This window comes from Streptomyces sp. C36, assembly GCF_040932295.1.
Lineage (GTDB): Bacteria > Actinomycetota > Actinomycetes > Streptomycetales > Streptomycetaceae > Streptomyces > Streptomyces triculaminicus.
Genome location: NZ_JBFQGI010000015.1, coordinates 1 through 15,296 on the forward strand (window position 1 = coordinate 1; position 15,296 = coordinate 15,296).

Here is a 15,296-nt window from a genome sequence, read left to right on the forward strand (position 1 = left end):
CCTTGTCGTTGAAGACGCTGGGGATGATGTAGTTGGCGTTGAGTTCGTCGCCGGCGACGACGTCGGCGAGGGCGCGGGCGGCGGCGAGCATCATGTCGGTGTTGACCGTGCGCGACTGGGCGTCCAGGAGACCGCGGAAGACGCCGGGGAAGACCAGGACGTTGTTGATCTGGTTGGGGAAGTCGGAGCGGCCGGTGGCGACCACGGCGGCGGTCTGGCGGGCGATGGCCGGCTCGACCTCGGGGTCGGGGTTGGCGAGCGCGAAGACGATGGCATCGTCCGCCATGGCGGCCACGTCCTCGCCGCCCAGGACGTTGGGGGCCGAGACGCCGATGAAGACGTCGGCGCCGCGCACGGCCTCCTTGAGGGTGCCGGTGATGCCCTCGGGGTTGGTGTTGTCGGCGATCCAGCGCAGCGCGGACTCGGGGTCGGCGGAGACGAGGTCCTTGCGGTCGGCGTGGACGACGCCGTGGATGTCGGCGACGACGGCGTGCTTGACGCCGGCGGCGGTCAGCAGCTTCAGGATGGCCGTACCGGCGGCGCCGGCGCCGGACATGACGACGCGTACGTCGCCGATGCCCTTGCCGACCACGCGCAGGGCGTTGGTGAGGGCGGCGAGGACGACGATGGCGGTGCCGTGCTGGTCGTCGTGGAAGACGGGGATGTCCAGGGCCTCGCGCAGGCGGGCCTCGATCTCGAAGCAGCGGGGTGCGGAGATGTCCTCGAGGTTGATGCCGGCGAAGCCGGGGGCGATGGCCTTGACGATGGCGACGATGGCGTCGGAGTCCTGGGTGTCCAGGCAGATGGGCCAGGCGTCGATGCCGGCGAAGCGCTTGAAGAGGGCGGCCTTGCCCTCCATGACGGGCAGCGCGGCCTTGGGGCCGATGTTGCCCAGGCCCAGGACGGCGGAGCCGTCGGTGACGACGGCGACCGAGTTGCGCTTGATGGTCAGGCGGCGGGCGTCCTCGGGGTTCTCCGCGATGGCCATGCACACGCGGGCCACGCCGGGGGTGTAGACCATGGAGAGGTCGTCACGGTTGCGGATGGGGTGCTTGGAGGCCATCTCGATCTTGCCGCCGAGATGCATCAGGAACGTACGGTCGGAGACCTTGCCCAGGACGACGCCCTCGATGCCGCGGAGTTTTTCCACGATCTCGTCGGCGTGCTCGGTGGACGTGGTCGCCATGGTGACGTCGATCCGCAGCTTCTCGTGGCCGGAGGCGGTCACGTCGAGGCCGGTCACGGAGCCGCCGGAGGACTCGACGGCCGTGGTGAGCTGGCTGACCGCGGTCCCGCCCGCGGGGACCTCGAGTCGGACCGTCATCGAGTACGAGACGCTAGGCGCCGTTGCCATGGCCGCTTTCCTCTGCTTTCCCTGTTTCGTTTGCCGCGCTCACTGATGCGCGATGCCTGATCGTCCCACCTACCGGCCAGTACGCGGTAACCAGCGCCGCATACCGGAAGGGGCCTTCCAAGATACGAGAAGGCCGAAAACGCCGAACGGGCGTCCCCCTCCGGTGGAGAGGGACGCCCGTTCGGGACGTCTGTGACACCGACCCGCCATGCTCGCCTCGCGGCAAGTGGTCGCTCGAAGCGACTAAGGTTGGGCCCGGGGGCTTGGATCGAGCCGGTGCCGTACCCAGGCTAACAAACCGCTCCCGGAAGTCATTCCGGTAGGGCGTCTTCCATTTAGGGCACGTCAATTCCGGTCGGACGGCGTCAGCCTGTCGACGCCGCCCCACCCCCCTCGCCGTCAGTCCCGCAGCAGGTCCGGCACGCCCAGCTCGTCCGGATCGTCCCGCTCCCCCGACAGCACCGTCAGCCGCTGCGTGGCGCGGGTCAGCGCCACGTACAGCACGCGCAGCCCGGCCGGCGACTCGTCGGCGATCTCGGCGGGCGTGACCACGATCGTGGCGTCGTACTCCAGGCCCTTGGCCTCCAGGCTGCCCAGCACCACCACCCGGTCACCGAGACCGGCCAGCCAGCCGCGCGCCTCGGCGCGGCGGCCCATCGGCACGACCACGCCGACGGTGCCCTCCACGTCAGCCAGCAGGTGCAGCGCCTCGTCCCGTACGGACACGCCCAGGTCGGCGCCCGCCACGGCGAAGCGGGGCACGACGCCGGTGGAACGGACGGCCGAGGGCGACTCCATGCCCGGCATGGCCAGGGCCAGCACCTTCGCCGCCAGCTCGGCGATCTCCGCGGGGTTGCGGTAGTTCACCGTCAGCCGGAAGCGGCGGCGCGGACGGGCGCCCAGCGCCTCGTCGCGGGCCTCGGCCGCCTCGTCCGGGGCGGACCAGGAGGACTGGGCCGCGTCGCCGACGATCGTCCACGTCGCGTGGCGGCCGCGGCGGCCGACCATGCGCCACTGCATCGGGGTGAGGTCCTGCGCCTCGTCGACGATGACGTGCGCGTAGTCCCGGCGCTCCTGCGCCAGCCGCTCGGCCCGCTCACGGCGCGACTCGCCGCGCTGGGGCATGAGTTCCTCCAGCCCCGTGAGCTGGTCCAGCGGGTCCGCCTCGCGCGGCTTCCTGGGCCGGTGCGGCACGCCCAGCAGCGTCTCCAGCTCGTCCAGCAGCGCCACGTCGTGCACCGACAGCGGGCCCCGGCCCTGGCCGTCCAGGCGGCCCAGCGACCGGGCCAGCTGACGGACCTCGCGGGGGTTGAGCACCCGGCGCGCCCAGCGCGAGAGGCGGCGTTCGTCGGCCATGCAGGCCAGCACCCGGCGCGGGGTGAGCTCGGGCCACCAGGCCTCGAGGAAGTCGATGAAGGAGTCCTCGGTGGTGACGTCCTCGTCGAACGCCGAACGGGCCTCGGCCGCCAGCTCGGGGTCGGTGTAGCGCCGGGGGCCGCCGGCCCTCGACCAGAGGGCGTCGAGGATCAGCCGCCGCGCGCGCGGCCGCAGCAGGTTGACCGGCGCGGTGCCGCCCAGGGCGGACTCGCGGATGCGCCGGAGGTCGTCGGCCTCCAGCTCCACGCGGGCGCCGAAGGCGACCACGCGCAGCCGGTCCGGGGCGCCCGTGCCCCCGGCGGGGACCTCCAGGGCGCCCCGAACCGCCTTGCGCAGCACCTTGAGCATGCGGGAGGAGCCCTTGACGCGGGCGATGGCCGGCTCGTCGTACGTGTCGGCCTCGGCGCCGTCGACGAGGGAGCCGACGGCGCGGATGGCGACCTGGCCCTCCTCGCCCAGGGAGGGCAGCACGCCCTCGGTGTAGGCGACCAGCAGCGGGGTCGGGGAGACGACGAGGATGCCGCCCGCGTAGCGCCTGCGGTCCTGGTAGAGGAGGTAGGCGGCGCGGTGCAGGGCCACGGCGGTCTTGCCGGTGCCGGGGCCGCCCTCGACCTCGGTCACGGAGGCGGCGGGGGCGCGGATGACCATGTCCTGCTCGGCCTGGATGGACGAGACGATGTCGCGCATGGTGTGGCTGCGGGCCTGGCCCAGGGCGGCCATCAGCGCGCCGTCGCCGACCACCGGCAGGGCGCTGCCGTCCAGCGTCGTGGTCAGCTCGGGGCGCAGCAGGTCGTCCTCGACGCCGAGGACCTTGCGGCCCTTGGAGCGGATGACGCGGCGGCGTACGACCCGGCCGGGCGCCACCGGGGTGGCGCGGTAGAAGGGCGCGGCGGCGGGCGCACGCCAGTCGATGACCAGCGGGGAGTAGTCGGCGTCGAGCACACCGATGCGGCCGATGTGCAGCGTCTCGGCGATCTCGGCGCGGTCCTCGCGCACGGCGTCGTCGGCGGGCTCGACGGAGGTGTAGGCGCCGTCGGGGCCCTTCTTGCCGTCCTTGCCGAGGAGGAGGTCGATCCGGCCGAAGAGGAAGTCCTCGAACTCGTTGTTCAGCCGGTTGAGGTGCACCCCCGCGCGGAACACCTGCGCGTCCCGCTCGGCGAGCGCGCCCGGCGTGCCGACCTGGCCTCGTTTGGCGGCGTCGTCCATGAGGAACTCCGCCTCGTGGATCTTCTCCTCCAGGCGCCGGTACACCCGGTCCAGATGGTGCTGTTCGGCACCGATCTCACGGTCGCGGACCCCGTCGGGTTCCATCGCCGGTCCTGTCGCCACGTGCGCGTGTGTGGCGTTCTGCGCGGCCACCCAGGCCCCCTTCTGCTGTGCGTAGGGCAGCCGTCAACCGTACGCGAACAAGGGTGCCGACCGCACCTGTCATGACATGAGGGGTTTGCCACGACTGTTACCTGTTGACGGATCACATCCTGACCGTCGCGAGGTGCCTTCCGTCGAGGGTGCGGACCTCGAAGCGGACGATGTCGGCGCGTTCGAACGCGGCGCCGCCGTGGGTGTAGAGCGGCTCGGCGCCCCATTTGGCCGGGGAGCCGTCGCCCTTGTCCAGGCCGTATCCGGAGGCGGGGACGGCCCAGGTGGTGACGGTCTGCTCCTGGCCGTTCCTGCCGACGGCGACGAGGTCGCAGGTCAGGGGGCCCTTGACGTTGCCCAGCCGGAGCGCCACATGGGTGCCCCAGGGCTTGTTCTGCAGCGAGACGGTCGCGTCGACCTTGGTGACGGGATCGACGGCGCCGATCTTGTCGCCTTCTTCGTACATCTGCTTGGCCGCGCTGACGCCGCTGTGGTCGGGGACGTCCCGTGCGGTGAGCGCGGCGCCGGCGAACGGCCCGGCGACGATCAGCGCGGCGGCCGCGGCCGCCAGGCACAGCCGGCGGACGCGCCGCGCCCGGCGGGTGGCGGTGACGTCGTCGAGCGCCCGGTCCAGCAGCTCGGGGCGGGGCCGGACGGTGAGGAGGCCGGGGTCGGGGGACGACTCCTTGAGCTCGGCGAGGAGGGGGGTGAGGCCCATCAGGTCGTCGAGCTCGGCGGCGCACCGGGGGCACTCGGCGAGGTGTTCCTCGAAGCGGGCGGCGTCGGCCTCGTCGAGGACGCCGAGGGCGTAGGGGCCGACGGCGGTGTGCCCGTCGTCCCGGCGCGGGTGCTCATGGTCCGGTGCCGGCCCGTTCATGCCGTCACTCCTCGTTCCTCGAGCGAGAGCTTCAGGGAGCGCAGCGCGTAGAAGACGCGGGACCGGACGGTCCCGGCCGGTACGCCCAGCGCCTGTGCTGCCTCGCTCACCGTACGTCCTTTGAAGTAGGTCTCGATCAAGGCCTCTCGGTGGGCTTCGGACAGGTCGCCGAGCGCGTCGGAGATGGTCATCAGGCGCAGCGCCCGGTCGATCTCGTCGGCCGCGGGGATCAGCTCCAGGGGGCCGGGGTCGACCTCGCGGGGGCGGGACTGCCGGCTGCGGTGGTTGTCGATGACGATGCGCCGGGCGACGGTCACCAGCCACGGCCGTACGGAGCCGGCGGATCCGCGCAGCTGGTCGGCGTTGCGCCAGGCGCGGAGCAGCGTCTCCTGGACGACGTCCTCGGCCCGCTGGCGGTCGCCCGCCACCAGGCGCAGCACGAAGGCCAGCAGAGGGCCGGCGTGCTCCTCGTAGAGCGACCGCATCAGGTCCTCGTCGGGACGCGTCCTGTCAGCCACGGCGGCATCCTTGCGCAAGCCATCCCCCTGGGTCGAGAGCGCGGTCGGGGATTCCCGGGGCGCGGGTTCCCTCTGCCGTCAGTAGCCGTAACCGCCGGTTCCGCCGGACGTGCCGCCGGTGGAGCCGGAGTCGCCGGCCGGGGCCTTGGCGGGGGCCTGCGCCTTCTTGCCCTGCGGCCCGGCGGCGAACCAGGTGCCTCCGACGCCCTGGCCCTTGGTGTCGCCGGGCTTGGCGTCCTTGGCGAACCGGTAGAGCGGCCAGCCGCCGAGCGTCAGCTGCTTGGAGCCGTCGGCGCGGGTGACGGTGGCCACGAGGCTCTTGTCGACGCCCTTGAGGGAGAGCTGGTCGGCGACGGTCACGGGCGGCCAGGCGGCGGCGCAGTCGCCCTCGCAGTGGGAGGCGGAGGGCTTGGCCGTGTCCTTGTCGAAGCGGTAGAGGGTGAAGCCCTTGGCGTCGGTGACGACGGTGCCCAGCTTCGGGTCCTGGGCCGTGGCCAGGCCGGCGGCCCCGGCGTCGGGCTGCTGCGGCTGTTCCTTCGGTTGTTCCTGCCGTTGTTCCTGCTGCGGGCCCGGCGTGCTCTTGTCGCTCCCGCCGTACGAGGAGTCGCCCGCTCCGCAGCCCGTCGCGGTGAGCGCGAGTGCCACCGCCCCGCCGACCGCGAACAGGCCGATGCGTGCGGTCCTCCGCGCGTGTGCCGTCATGACGTCCCCTTGGTGTGCGGGTGCGGGCCGGGAGCCCCTTCCGGCCATGAGTACGCACGCGTGGGCCGCCGTGTTCACTTCCGGGGGAGGAAATCTCCGCCGGTGGCCTACCGGCGCTTCATCGCCCGGTGGCGGGCCACCCGCTCGCGGTTGCCGCACACCTCGCTGGAGCACCAGCGCCGGCGCCGCCCCCGCGAGGTGTCGACGTAGACCAGCGGGCAGCCCTCGCCCTCGCACCGGCGCAGCCGGTTCCGCTCCGCCGGATCGGTGAGCAGCTCCACGGCGTCCCGGGCGATCTGCCCCACCAGGGCGCCGCAGTCGGGGGTTCCGGTGACGGCGCGTACGAGGTCGCCGTCGGCGCTCCGCACGACGACCGGCGCGGGCGGCGCGGTGACCGCGAGGGCGTTGACGCGCTCCAGGTCGGGGTCGGCGGCCCGGCCGTCGATCTCGGCGTGCACGACACGGTGCAGCAGGCCCCGGGCCGCCTGGAAACGCGCGAGCCACGCCGCGTCCACGGCGTCGAGCGGGGTGCCCGGCGGCACCAGGCCCACGCCGAGCAGCCAGGCCCGTAATCGCCGGGGGCTGTCCAGCCGCTCCACCGGCTCGGCCGTGGCGACCAGGTCGAGACACAGCCTCCCGGCGTCGAAGCGCAGGTCGTAGGAGGCCGCTGCCGACGCCATGCGCGTCCCCTTTCCCGAGTTTCCCGAGTCCCTCCGCGGCGCCGCGTTCCCGGCCCCGCCCGAGCTGCCGCACTTCAGGGTGGACCGGCCGGCGGCCTCGAAAAGCCCCGGGCCGGTCAGCTCCGCGCGGGGCCCTCGGCGTGCTCGCGCCGCCATCCTCCGGTCCTGTTGCGGCGCCGCAGCAGGGCGACGCCCGTCGCGGCGACCGCCGCCGCGAGGCCCGCGCTCGTGGCCGTGATCAGCAGGGTGCGGTCCGGGCCGTCGTCGCCGGGGCCGGCGGCGGCCGCGGAGGCGGCGTGGCCGGTGACGACGAGGTGACCCGTGCGCTTGACCCGCCCGTGGTGGCTGATGACGGTGACGGGGTAGCGGCCGGCCTCCAGGCCCGCGCGGACGCGGGCCGGGCCGTAGTAGCGGGGGTCGTCGCCGTCCCCGGCCTTGCTGTCGTCGCGCCGCAGCGGCACGGGCCGCTCGAAGGCGGGCGAGGTCGCCATCAGCCGCTCCTCCTCCCCCGGATCGGGTGAGGCGTCCCTCCACAGCACGTTGACGCTGCCGCCGGCCCGGACCCGGTGGCCGTGCGGGCGGGCGTCGTCGGGCCGGCCGGAGGCGGTGAAGAACGCCGGTCCTCGCGCCCTGCCCACGTAGTCGGAGTCGCCGGGGCGGGCCGCGCGGACCTCGAGCGGCTTCTCATCGATCCGCCGCCCGTCCGGGCCGCTGAGCGCGACCTTGTACGTGCCGTCCTTGACGTCCGTCGGCAGGGCGACGAGCGCGGTGAACATCCGCGGGTTGTTCCAGTGGCCGCCGGCCGGGTCGTGGGTCAGCCGCACCTTCGCGGTGAAGGCCGGCGAGGCCGCCGTGAAGACGTCGCCCCGCTCCCCCGGGTAGAGGTCGTCGAACGACAGGGCCAGCCGCTCCCCCGGCCGCAGCACGTCGCCCGGCGTGCCCGCCAGGAACTCCGGCCGCCGCGCGGCCTGGACCTCCACCCGTTCCTTGGCCACCACCCTGCCGCCGGCCCGGACGGTGAGGGGGTACGTACCGGGCGCCACGGTCATCGAGATCGCGGGCCGCCCGTGGTGACCCGCGCCGTCCTCGGCATAGGGGGCCAGGCGCACGGGGTGGGGGAAGACGGGCGAGGAGACGGTGACCTCGCCGGGCCCCCGTACGCCCCGCACATCGATGTCGATCAGCTCGCCGGGGCGGTTGTCGTAGGCCCCGTTGAGCAGCAGCTGCACCCCGCCCTGTCCGTCGTCGGCCGACGCGGCCGGGACCGTGCCCAGCCACAGCGCGACGACGGCCGGCGCGGCGACCGCCGTCCGTGTCCAGTTCACCCGGCCACCCCCTTCGGTCCTCCTGTAAGAGGGCCGGCCGGGCCGGGCGGTTGCTCCCGGAGGGCCGTTGGGGACGACGAAGGCCCCACCGCCTCTCGGCGGTGGGGCCTTCGCCTCACATGAAACATGGGATGAGTGGAGATGGCGGGAATCGAACCCGCGTCCAACGGTGCAGAACCAGGGCTTCTCCGTGTGCAGTTCGCTGCGATTTTCTCGGCCCCGGAGATCACGCGAACAAGTCTCCGACAGGCCCAGCCACTGTTTGATTTCCCACCAGGTCCCGTGACCGGACCTAGTGGTTTAGTTCCCTAGCTGATGCCAGGATCCGGGTCGGGAACAGCCCCGGGCTGACACTTCGCAAGTCGCTACTTAGGCAGCGAGGGCGAAGGAATCGCGCTTGGTGTTGGCGATTATTGGTTGCGACATATGGTTTACGAGATCATTGCCGCTTCCTCGACACGCTTCCCCTGCTTCGACATCCGCTGTCGAAACCGATCATCCCCATGTTGTGTTTTCAAGCTGCGCACCGGTTACCAGCCGGTGTGCGGTTCGCCCATCGTACGTGACCAACGCACGACGGTGCCAGCGTATTCCCGGGAGGGGTCAGCCCCGCTGGGCCTGCTGGGCCCGCTGACGCCTGCGGGCGGCCGCGATCGCCCGGTTCGACTCGCGCGTGTCCTGCTTCTCGCGCAGCGTCTGCCGCTTGTCGTACTCCTTCTTGCCCTTGGCCAGAGCGATCTCGACCTTGGCCCGGCCGTCCTTGAAGTAGATGGCGAGCGGCACGATGGTGTGCCCCGTCTCCTGCGACTTCGAGTCGAGCTTGTCGATCTCCGCCCGGTGCATCAGCAGCTTGCGCTTGCGGCGCGCGCTGTGGTTGGTCCACGTGCCCTGGGCGTACTCGGGGATGTGGGCCTGGTGCAGCCAGGCCTCGCCGCCGTCGATCTGCACGAAGCCGTCCACCAGCGAGGAACGACCCTGGCGCAGCGACTTCACCTCGGTGCCGGTCAGCACCATGCCGCATTCGTAGGTGTCCAGAATGTGGTAATCGTGTCGCGCCTTCTTGTTCTGCGCGACCAGTTTGCGACCCGTCTTCTCTTTCTTAGTCATAGCGTCGCCATTCTCGCACTAGGACCCACCCCCGAGGCCACCCAATACCGTGCGGGCCCGCTGCTCGGCGTCGCCGCGTACGGCCAGGTCGGGGGCGATCCCGGCGCCGTCGACGCGGCGGCCGGCGGGGGTGCGGTAGTGGCCGACGGTGAGCTCGGCGACCGAGCCGTCGGGCAGCCGGCTGGGCATCTGGACCGACCCCTTGCCGAAGGTCCACGAGCCGACCACGACCGCCCGGCCGCGGTCCTGCAGCGCCCCGGCCAGCAGCTCGGCGGCGCTCATGGTGCCGCCGTCGACGAGGACGACCAGCGGCCGCCGGGTGTCCCCGCCCCGCTCCGCCCGCAGGGCCTGCTGGCGGCCGTGGACGTCGTACGTGGCGACCAGACCGCCGTCGAGGAAGGCGGAGGCCGCGGTGGCGGCCTCGGTGACCAGCCCGCCGGAGTTGCCGCGCAGATCCAGCACGACGCCCTCGCCGGGCGCGGCCGCGGCCACCGCCTCGCGGACCCGCTCGCCGGTGCCCTTGGTGAAGGAGGCGACCTTGACCAGGGTGGCGGGCGGCCCCGCGCCGTCGCCGTCACCGATCCGCTCGACCTCGACGCTCCGGGTGACCAGCCGCTCCCGCCGCAGCGTGCGCTCCCACCGCCGCCCCCCGCGCCGCAGCTCCAGGCGTACGGGCGTACCGACGCCGTCCGGCCGGCCCCAGGCCGCCGGGGAGGACCGGCCGTCGCGGAGGCGGTCGCCGCGCAGGAGGGAGACCACCTCGGTGACCGGGCGGCCTGTGACGTCCGTGCCGTCGATGCCGGCGATGCGGTCGCCGGAGGCGATGCCGGCCCGCTCCGCGGGGCTGCCGGGCACGACGCCGCCCGCCTCCATCCGGCCGTCGGGGGTGCGCCGGATGGTGAGGCCCACACCGACGTACGCGCCGTCCAGGGCGAGCGCGAAGCCCTCGTACTCGCGGGCGCTGTAGACCGCGCCCCAGCTGTCCCCGCTGCGGCTGACCACCTCGGCGGCCGCCTCCGAGCCGGACCGGCCGTCCTGCGCGGCCGCCTCGGCGGCGGCCTCGAGGGTCCGGCGGTCCACGGCGTTGCGGTCCACGGCCCGGGCGGCGGTGCGCGCGGGGGCGCCGTACGCCGGAGTCCGGCCGTCGTCGGTGTCCGCGTCGAACGCCCCGGCGGCGGCGCCCGCCGCCACCACACCGGCGAAGACCAGTGTCAGCGCCGCTCCACGGCGCACGCGGCGCTGCGGAGCGAACATCGTCGGGCCGGGCATGCGCGTGAGTCTAGGACACCGGGGGGCGCCGCATGGGGAGTTGACCGTACGACGCCCTTGGCACGTCTCACACTTTGAGGTATCTCCACAGCGCCACGAAGGCCGCCAGAGCGGGCATGAGCAGCCCGATCGCGAGCACGAGCGGGAGCTTGGCCAGGACCGCGTCCCATCCGATGAACTGAATGACGTCGATCTGATGAACCAGCCAGTTGTTCACCAGGAAGTACTGGCCGCCCACCAGCAGGACGCACGCGAAGCCCGCGCCGAGCAGCCCGGCGAACGCGGCCTCCATGATGAACGGGATCTGGATGTAGAAGCTGGAGGCGCCGACCAGCCGCATGATCCCCGTCTCGCGGCGGCGGCTGAAGGCCGAGACCCGGACCGTGTTCACGATCAGCATCAGGGCGACGACCAGCATCAGCGCCATCACCAGCAGGGCCGCGATGTTCATGCCGTTGAGGAGGTTGAGCAGCGGCTCGAGCGTCTTGCGCTGGTCCTCCACCTCCTGCACCCCGGCGCGCTGGGCGAAGGCGCTGGAGACGACCTGGTACTTGGCGGGGTCGCGGAGCTTGACGCGGAAGGACTCCTGCATCTGGTCGGGGGTGAGGAAGGAGGCGATCGGCGACTTGCCGAACTGCTCCTTGTAGTGCTTGTACGCCTCGTCCGTCGTCTCGAACTGAACGTTCTGGACGATCGGCATCTTCTCCAGATCGGCCCTGATCTGCCTCTTCTGGTCCTCGGTGACCGCGCCCCGGGCGCAGGCGGGCTGGGTCTCGGCGTCGTTCTTGTTGCAGAGGTAGATCGACACGTTGACCTTGTCGTACCAGTAGCCCTTCATCGTGCCGACCTGCTCGCGCATGAGCAGGGAGCCCCCGAACAGGGCGAGCGACAGGGCGACGGAGACGATCACCGCGAAGGTCATCGTGAGATTGCGGCGGAGACCGACGCCGATCTCCGACAGGACGAACTGGGCGCGCATGGCGTCCTTTCAATGCCTACTGTGTCAGTGCCTACAGTGCCGTCTGGACGGTTCAGTGCTGGTAGCCGTAGACGCCGCGCGCCTGGTCACGTACGAGACGGCCCTCTTCGAGCTCGATGACGCGCTTGCGCATCTGGTCGACGATCTGCTGGTCGTGGGTGGCCATGATCACCGTGGTCCCGGTGCGGTTGATCCGGTCCAGCAGCTTCATGATGCCGACGGACGTCTGGGGGTCCAGGTTTCCGGTCGGCTCGTCGGCGATCAGCAGCAGCGGGCGGTTGACGAACGCGCGGGCGATCGCGACCCGCTGCTGCTCGCCGCCGGAGAGCTCGCCGGGCATCCGCTCCTCCTTGCCTCCGAGCCCCACCAGCTCCAGGACCTGTGGCACGGACTTGCGGATCTCCCCGCGCGGCTTGCCGATGACCTCCAGGGCGAAGGCGACGTTCTGGCCGACGGTCTTGTTGGGCAACAGCCTGAAGTCCTGGAAGACGGTGCCCAACTGGCGGCGCATGTGGGGCACTTTCCAGTGGGACAACCGGGCGAGGTCCTTGCCCAGCACATGGACCTGGCCGTGGGTGGCGCGTTCCTCGCGCAGCAGCAGGCGCAGGAACGTGGACTTCCCGGAACCCGAGGAACCGACCAGGAAGACGAACTCGCCCTTCTCGATCTCGAGCGAGACGTCCCGGAGAGCCGGCCGGTTCTGCTTCGGGTAGGACTTGGAGACGTTGTCGAATCGGATCACAGGTGCACCACGCGTCGCCTCGTAGCGGCACGGACGCCGCCTCGTACGGCGTCCGTCGGTGTGCGTGACCCTACCGAACCGCTCGTGCACGCGCAGTGGGCATCCGGCGTCGACGTCGACGACCGCCCCATCGGGGACAAAGTCCCGGACATTCGGCCCCCATCCCGTGGTTTGGGGGACCGCCCGCGCCGAACGGCGGGAAAGCTGGCACAGTGGTAAGGGGAACCGCTCGGCTTTCTCGCGCGTTGGACGTACCGGAGGAGGAATTCGCATGACATGCGACCGACTGGTGTGCGCCAACTGCGCGGCCCCCGTCGCCGAGGGCAGGTGCCCGGTGTGCCGGGCCAGCCGTGAGCGGCTGCAGCACCAGGAAGGCGTCTTCGGCGGGCTGACGCCGGCCGCGCTGATAGCGCTGCTGGTGGCGCTCGTCGCGGTGGCCGTGCTCGCCCGCGGCTTCGCCGGGTGACGCACCGACGCGGACATAAGCCATCGAGGCCCGGAGCGCGACAGCGCTCCGGGCCTCGATCGTGTCACCTGGGGTACGGCCCTCAGGCGGCGGTACCGCGGTTGATCAGGCGCGGCAGCATCCGGAAGCCGATGCCACCCGCGATCATCGTCGCGGCGCCGGCCAGCAGGAAGGTCGTCTGACCGGCACCGGTCTGGGCCAGCTCGCCGGACGGCGTGGCGGAGTCGGAGGAACCGGACGAGCCGCCCTGGCTGGGCTGGCCGACCTGGGCGAGCTCCTCCTTGTCCTTGCCCTGGTCCACGGGCCGCGAGCCGGCACTGTCGGTGCCGGTGTTGCAGTTGCCGTCGGTGTCCACGGGGCAGGTGTGGGTGTCGTCGTCGCCGCTGCCGCCGGTCGAGCCGCTGCCGCCGGTGGCGGAGGAGCCGTCGTGGTCGCCGCCACCGGTGGAGCCACCGCTGGTGGAGCCGCCGGAGGTCGAGCCGCCGGAGGTCGAACCACCGCTGGTCGAACCACCCGAGGTCGAGCCACCGCTGGTCGAACCACCCGAGGTGGAACCGCCGGAGGTCGAACCACCGGAGGTCGAACCACCCGAGGTGGAGCCGCCGCTGGTGGAACCGCCGGAGGTCGTCGGGTCACCACCGGTGGAGCCACCGCTGGTCGAACCGCCGCTGGTCGAGCCGCCGGAGGTCGTCGGGTCACCACCGGTCGAGCCACCGCTGGTCGAGCCACCGGAGGTCGTCGGGTCACCACCGGTGGAACCGCCGCTGGTCGAACCGCCGGAGGTGGAGCCACCGGAGGTCGTCGGGTCGCCACCGGTGGAGCCACCGCTGGTCGAGCCACCGCTCGTGGAGCCACCGCTGGTCGTCGGGTCGCCCCCGGTCGAGCCACCGCTGGTCGAACCGCCGGAAGTGGAGCCGCCGGAAGTGGAGCCACCGGAGGTCGGGGGCTGCGGGATCTCGGTCGGACCCGTGGTCGGGTCGCCGTCGGGCGCACGCACGCCCACGTGGGCCTTCACCTTGGCGCCGCCGACCTCGACGTCCACACCGGCGGCCGAGGCCACGCCCGCGGCCGTCAGGGAGGCGCCCGCGGCGATCATCGCACCCGCGGCTATTCGCGCGACACGCAGTCGCGTCTTGTTCGTCATCTGCTGCTACCCCCAGTAGCCGATCTCGTCATTGGAGCAGCCAATGCACGGGGCGGGGGCGTTCCGGGGACGGCGTGACTCCGGCCGTACGAATGCCGTACCGGCCGTGCCGCCTCGCCCCCCGCCACACGCGCCCCAGTGATCGCATGCCACCCTTCAGCCTTCCCAGTTTTCCGGGCAGCGTCAAGGAAGTTACGGGCGGGTATGTCCTGCTAGGCGGGGGGTTGTTCGCAGTTGTCGTCAGGCGTCACCGACGCCTACTTGTCGGTCTGCTCCTGCTGCTTGCGCCAGCGGATACCGGCCTCCAGGAAGCCGTCGATCTCGCCGTCGAGCACGGACTGCGGGTTGCCGACCTCGAACTCGGTGCGCAGGTCCTTGACCATCTGGTACGGGTGCAGGACGTACGAACGCATCTGGTTGCCCCAGGAGCTGCCGCCGTCGCCCTTGAGGGCGTCCATCTTGGCGCGCTCCTCCTGGCGCTGGCGCTCGAGGAGCTTGGCCTGGAGGACGTTCATGGCGGTCGCCTTGTTCTGGATCTGCGAGCGCTCGTTCTGGCAGGAGACGACGATGCCGGTGGGGAGGTGCGTCAGGCGGACCGCGGAGTCGGTCGTGTTGACGCCCTGGCCGCCGGGGCCGGAGGAGCGGTAGACGTCCACGCGCAGGTCCGACTCGTCGATCTCGACGTGGTCGGTCTGCTCGACGACCGGGAGCACCTCGACGCCGGCGAAGGACGTCTGGCGGCGGCCCTGGTTGTCGAAGGGCGAGATGCGCACCAGGCGGTGCGTTCCCTGCTCGACGGAGAGCGTGCCGTAGGCGTACGGGGACTGGACGGCGAAGGTGGTCGACTTGATGCCGGCCTCTTCGGCGTACGAGGTCTCGTAGATCTCGGTCTTGTAGCCGTGGCGCTCGGCCCAGCGCAGGTACATGCGCTGCAGGCGCTCGGCGAAGTCGGAGGCGTCGACGCCGCCGGCCTCGGCGCGGATGTTGACCAGCGCCTCGCGGGAGTCGTACTCGCCGGACAGGAGGGTGCGGACCTCCATCTCGTCCAGCGCCTTGCGGACCGACGCCATCTCGGCCTCGGCCTCGGCGAGGGTGTCCGCGTCGTCCTCGGCCTCGGCGAGCTCGAAGAGCACGGCGAGGTCGTCGATGCGGCCGCGCAGGGTCTCCGCCTTGCGGACCTCGGCCTGCAGGTGCGACAGCTGGCTGGTGATCTTCTGGGCCGCGGCGGGGTCGTCCCACAGCGACGGGGCCGCCGCCTGCTCCTCGAGCACGGCGACATCGGCCCTCATCCTGTCGAGGTCCAGAACGGCCTCGATCGACCCCATGGTCGAGGAGAGGGACTTCAGCTCTTCGGAAACGTCAACGACTGCCACGCACCCAGACTAACGGCTACGCGC

At 72.0% G+C, this 15,296-nt stretch carries 13 protein-coding genes, 1 other RNA gene and 1 pseudogene; 1 reads left to right on the forward strand and 14 read right to left on the reverse strand.

Going from position 1 to position 15,296, the window contains the following annotated elements; genetic code table 11:
• From AB4K12_RS30605 to ftsE, 12 genes and pseudogenes are all read right to left on the reverse strand, one after another.
• A partial coding sequence (locus tag AB4K12_RS30605) for an NAD-dependent malic enzyme (RefSeq protein ID WP_368437996.1) occupies nt 1-1,354 on the reverse strand: 1,354 nt, incomplete at its 3' end.
• Nucleotides 1,355-1,753: 399 nt separating this feature from the next.
• Nucleotides 1,754-4,042, reverse strand: a complete 2,289-nt coding sequence (locus AB4K12_RS30610) for a UvrD-helicase domain-containing protein (RefSeq protein ID WP_368437998.1) — start codon at nt 4,040-4,042, stop codon at nt 1,754-1,756.
• Between the two features lie 160 nt (nt 4,043-4,202).
• The gene (locus AB4K12_RS30615; RefSeq protein WP_368438000.1) at nt 4,203-4,967 is read right to left on the reverse strand and encodes a zf-HC2 domain-containing protein; all 765 of its coding nucleotides are present in this window, start codon (nt 4,965-4,967) and stop codon (nt 4,203-4,205) included.
• Nucleotides 4,964-5,485, reverse strand: coding sequence for a sigma-70 family RNA polymerase sigma factor (locus AB4K12_RS30620; protein WP_281256970.1), 522 nt, complete (start codon nt 5,483-5,485; stop codon nt 4,964-4,966). Before AB4K12_RS30620 ends, AB4K12_RS30615 begins: the two co-directional genes overlap by 4 nt.
• A gap of 153 nt (nt 5,486-5,638) precedes the next feature.
• A pseudogene (locus AB4K12_RS30625) lies at nt 5,639-5,962 on the reverse strand (hypothetical protein); the annotation flags it as partial.
• Between the two features lie 332 nt (nt 5,963-6,294).
• Nucleotides 6,295-6,867, reverse strand: a complete 573-nt coding sequence (locus AB4K12_RS30630) for an ABATE domain-containing protein (protein WP_368438002.1) — start codon at nt 6,865-6,867, stop codon at nt 6,295-6,297.
• Between the two features lie 116 nt (nt 6,868-6,983).
• Nucleotides 6,984-8,192 carry a hypothetical protein gene (locus AB4K12_RS30635; protein ID WP_368438003.1) on the reverse strand — a complete coding sequence of 403 codons (1,209 nt, stop codon included), beginning with the start codon at nt 8,190-8,192 and terminating at the stop codon, nt 6,984-6,986.
• A gap of 133 nt (nt 8,193-8,325) precedes the next feature.
• Nucleotides 8,326-8,695, reverse strand: a transfer-messenger RNA (tmRNA) gene (ssrA, locus tag AB4K12_RS30640).
• A gap of 100 nt (nt 8,696-8,795) precedes the next feature.
• A complete protein-coding gene (smpB, locus tag AB4K12_RS30645) occupies nt 8,796-9,299 on the reverse strand; it encodes an SsrA-binding protein SmpB (RefSeq protein WP_086567849.1) in 504 nt (167 codons plus the stop codon).
• Nucleotides 9,300-9,317: 18 nt separating this feature from the next.
• On the reverse strand, nt 9,318-10,568 hold the full coding sequence (locus AB4K12_RS30650) for a S41 family peptidase (protein ID WP_368438005.1): 1,251 nt from the start codon (nt 10,566-10,568) through the stop codon (nt 9,318-9,320).
• A gap of 67 nt (nt 10,569-10,635) precedes the next feature.
• Nucleotides 10,636-11,547: a permease-like cell division protein FtsX gene (gene ftsX / locus AB4K12_RS30655; protein WP_368438007.1), complete on the reverse strand. Its 912-nt coding sequence runs from the start codon at nt 11,545-11,547 to the stop codon at nt 10,636-10,638.
• A gap of 52 nt (nt 11,548-11,599) precedes the next feature.
• Nucleotides 11,600-12,289, reverse strand: a complete 690-nt coding sequence (ftsE, locus tag AB4K12_RS30660; RefSeq protein ID WP_086567844.1) for a cell division ATP-binding protein FtsE — start codon at nt 12,287-12,289, stop codon at nt 11,600-11,602.
• 271 nt (nt 12,290-12,560) lie between these two features.
• Between ftsE and AB4K12_RS30665 the strand changes: the two genes are divergently transcribed.
• Nucleotides 12,561-12,755, forward strand: coding sequence for a hypothetical protein (locus AB4K12_RS30665; protein WP_086567842.1), 195 nt, complete (start codon nt 12,561-12,563; stop codon nt 12,753-12,755).
• Nucleotides 12,756-12,837: 82 nt separating this feature from the next.
• Here the strand turns inward: AB4K12_RS30665 and AB4K12_RS30670 are convergent, their stop codons facing one another.
• Both AB4K12_RS30670 and prfB read right to left on the reverse strand, forming a co-directional pair.
• Complete coding sequence (locus AB4K12_RS30670) at nt 12,838-13,899, reverse strand: hypothetical protein (protein ID WP_368438009.1); 1,062 nt, start codon at nt 13,897-13,899, stop codon at nt 12,838-12,840.
• A gap of 257 nt (nt 13,900-14,156) precedes the next feature.
• A complete protein-coding gene (gene prfB / locus AB4K12_RS30675; protein ID WP_368438011.1) occupies nt 14,157-15,272 on the reverse strand; it encodes a peptide chain release factor 2 in 1,116 nt (371 codons plus the stop codon).
• Between the last annotated feature and the right edge of the window lie 24 nt (nt 15,273-15,296).

Coding starts and splice junctions, on each gene's coding strand:
- AB4K12_RS30665 (WP_086567842.1), top strand. CDS start 12,561: ATGACATGCGACCGACTGGTGTGCGCCAACTGCGCGGCCCCCGTCGCC.
- AB4K12_RS30650 (WP_368438005.1), bottom strand. CDS start 10,568: ATGCCCGGCCCGACGATGTTCGCTCCGCAGCGCCGCGTGCGCCGTGGA.
- smpB (WP_086567849.1), bottom strand. CDS start 9,299: ATGACTAAGAAAGAGAAGACGGGTCGCAAACTGGTCGCGCAGAACAAG.
- AB4K12_RS30610 (WP_368437998.1), bottom strand. CDS start 4,042: ATGGAACCCGACGGGGTCCGCGACCGTGAGATCGGTGCCGAACAGCAC.
- AB4K12_RS30615 (WP_368438000.1), bottom strand. CDS start 4,967: ATGAACGGGCCGGCACCGGACCATGAGCACCCGCGCCGGGACGACGGG.
- AB4K12_RS30630 (WP_368438002.1), bottom strand. CDS start 6,867: ATGGCGTCGGCAGCGGCCTCCTACGACCTGCGCTTCGACGCCGGGAGG.
- AB4K12_RS30670 (WP_368438009.1), bottom strand. CDS start 13,899: ATGACGAACAAGACGCGACTGCGTGTCGCGCGAATAGCCGCGGGTGCG.
- ftsX (WP_368438007.1), bottom strand. CDS start 11,547: ATGCGCGCCCAGTTCGTCCTGTCGGAGATCGGCGTCGGTCTCCGCCGC.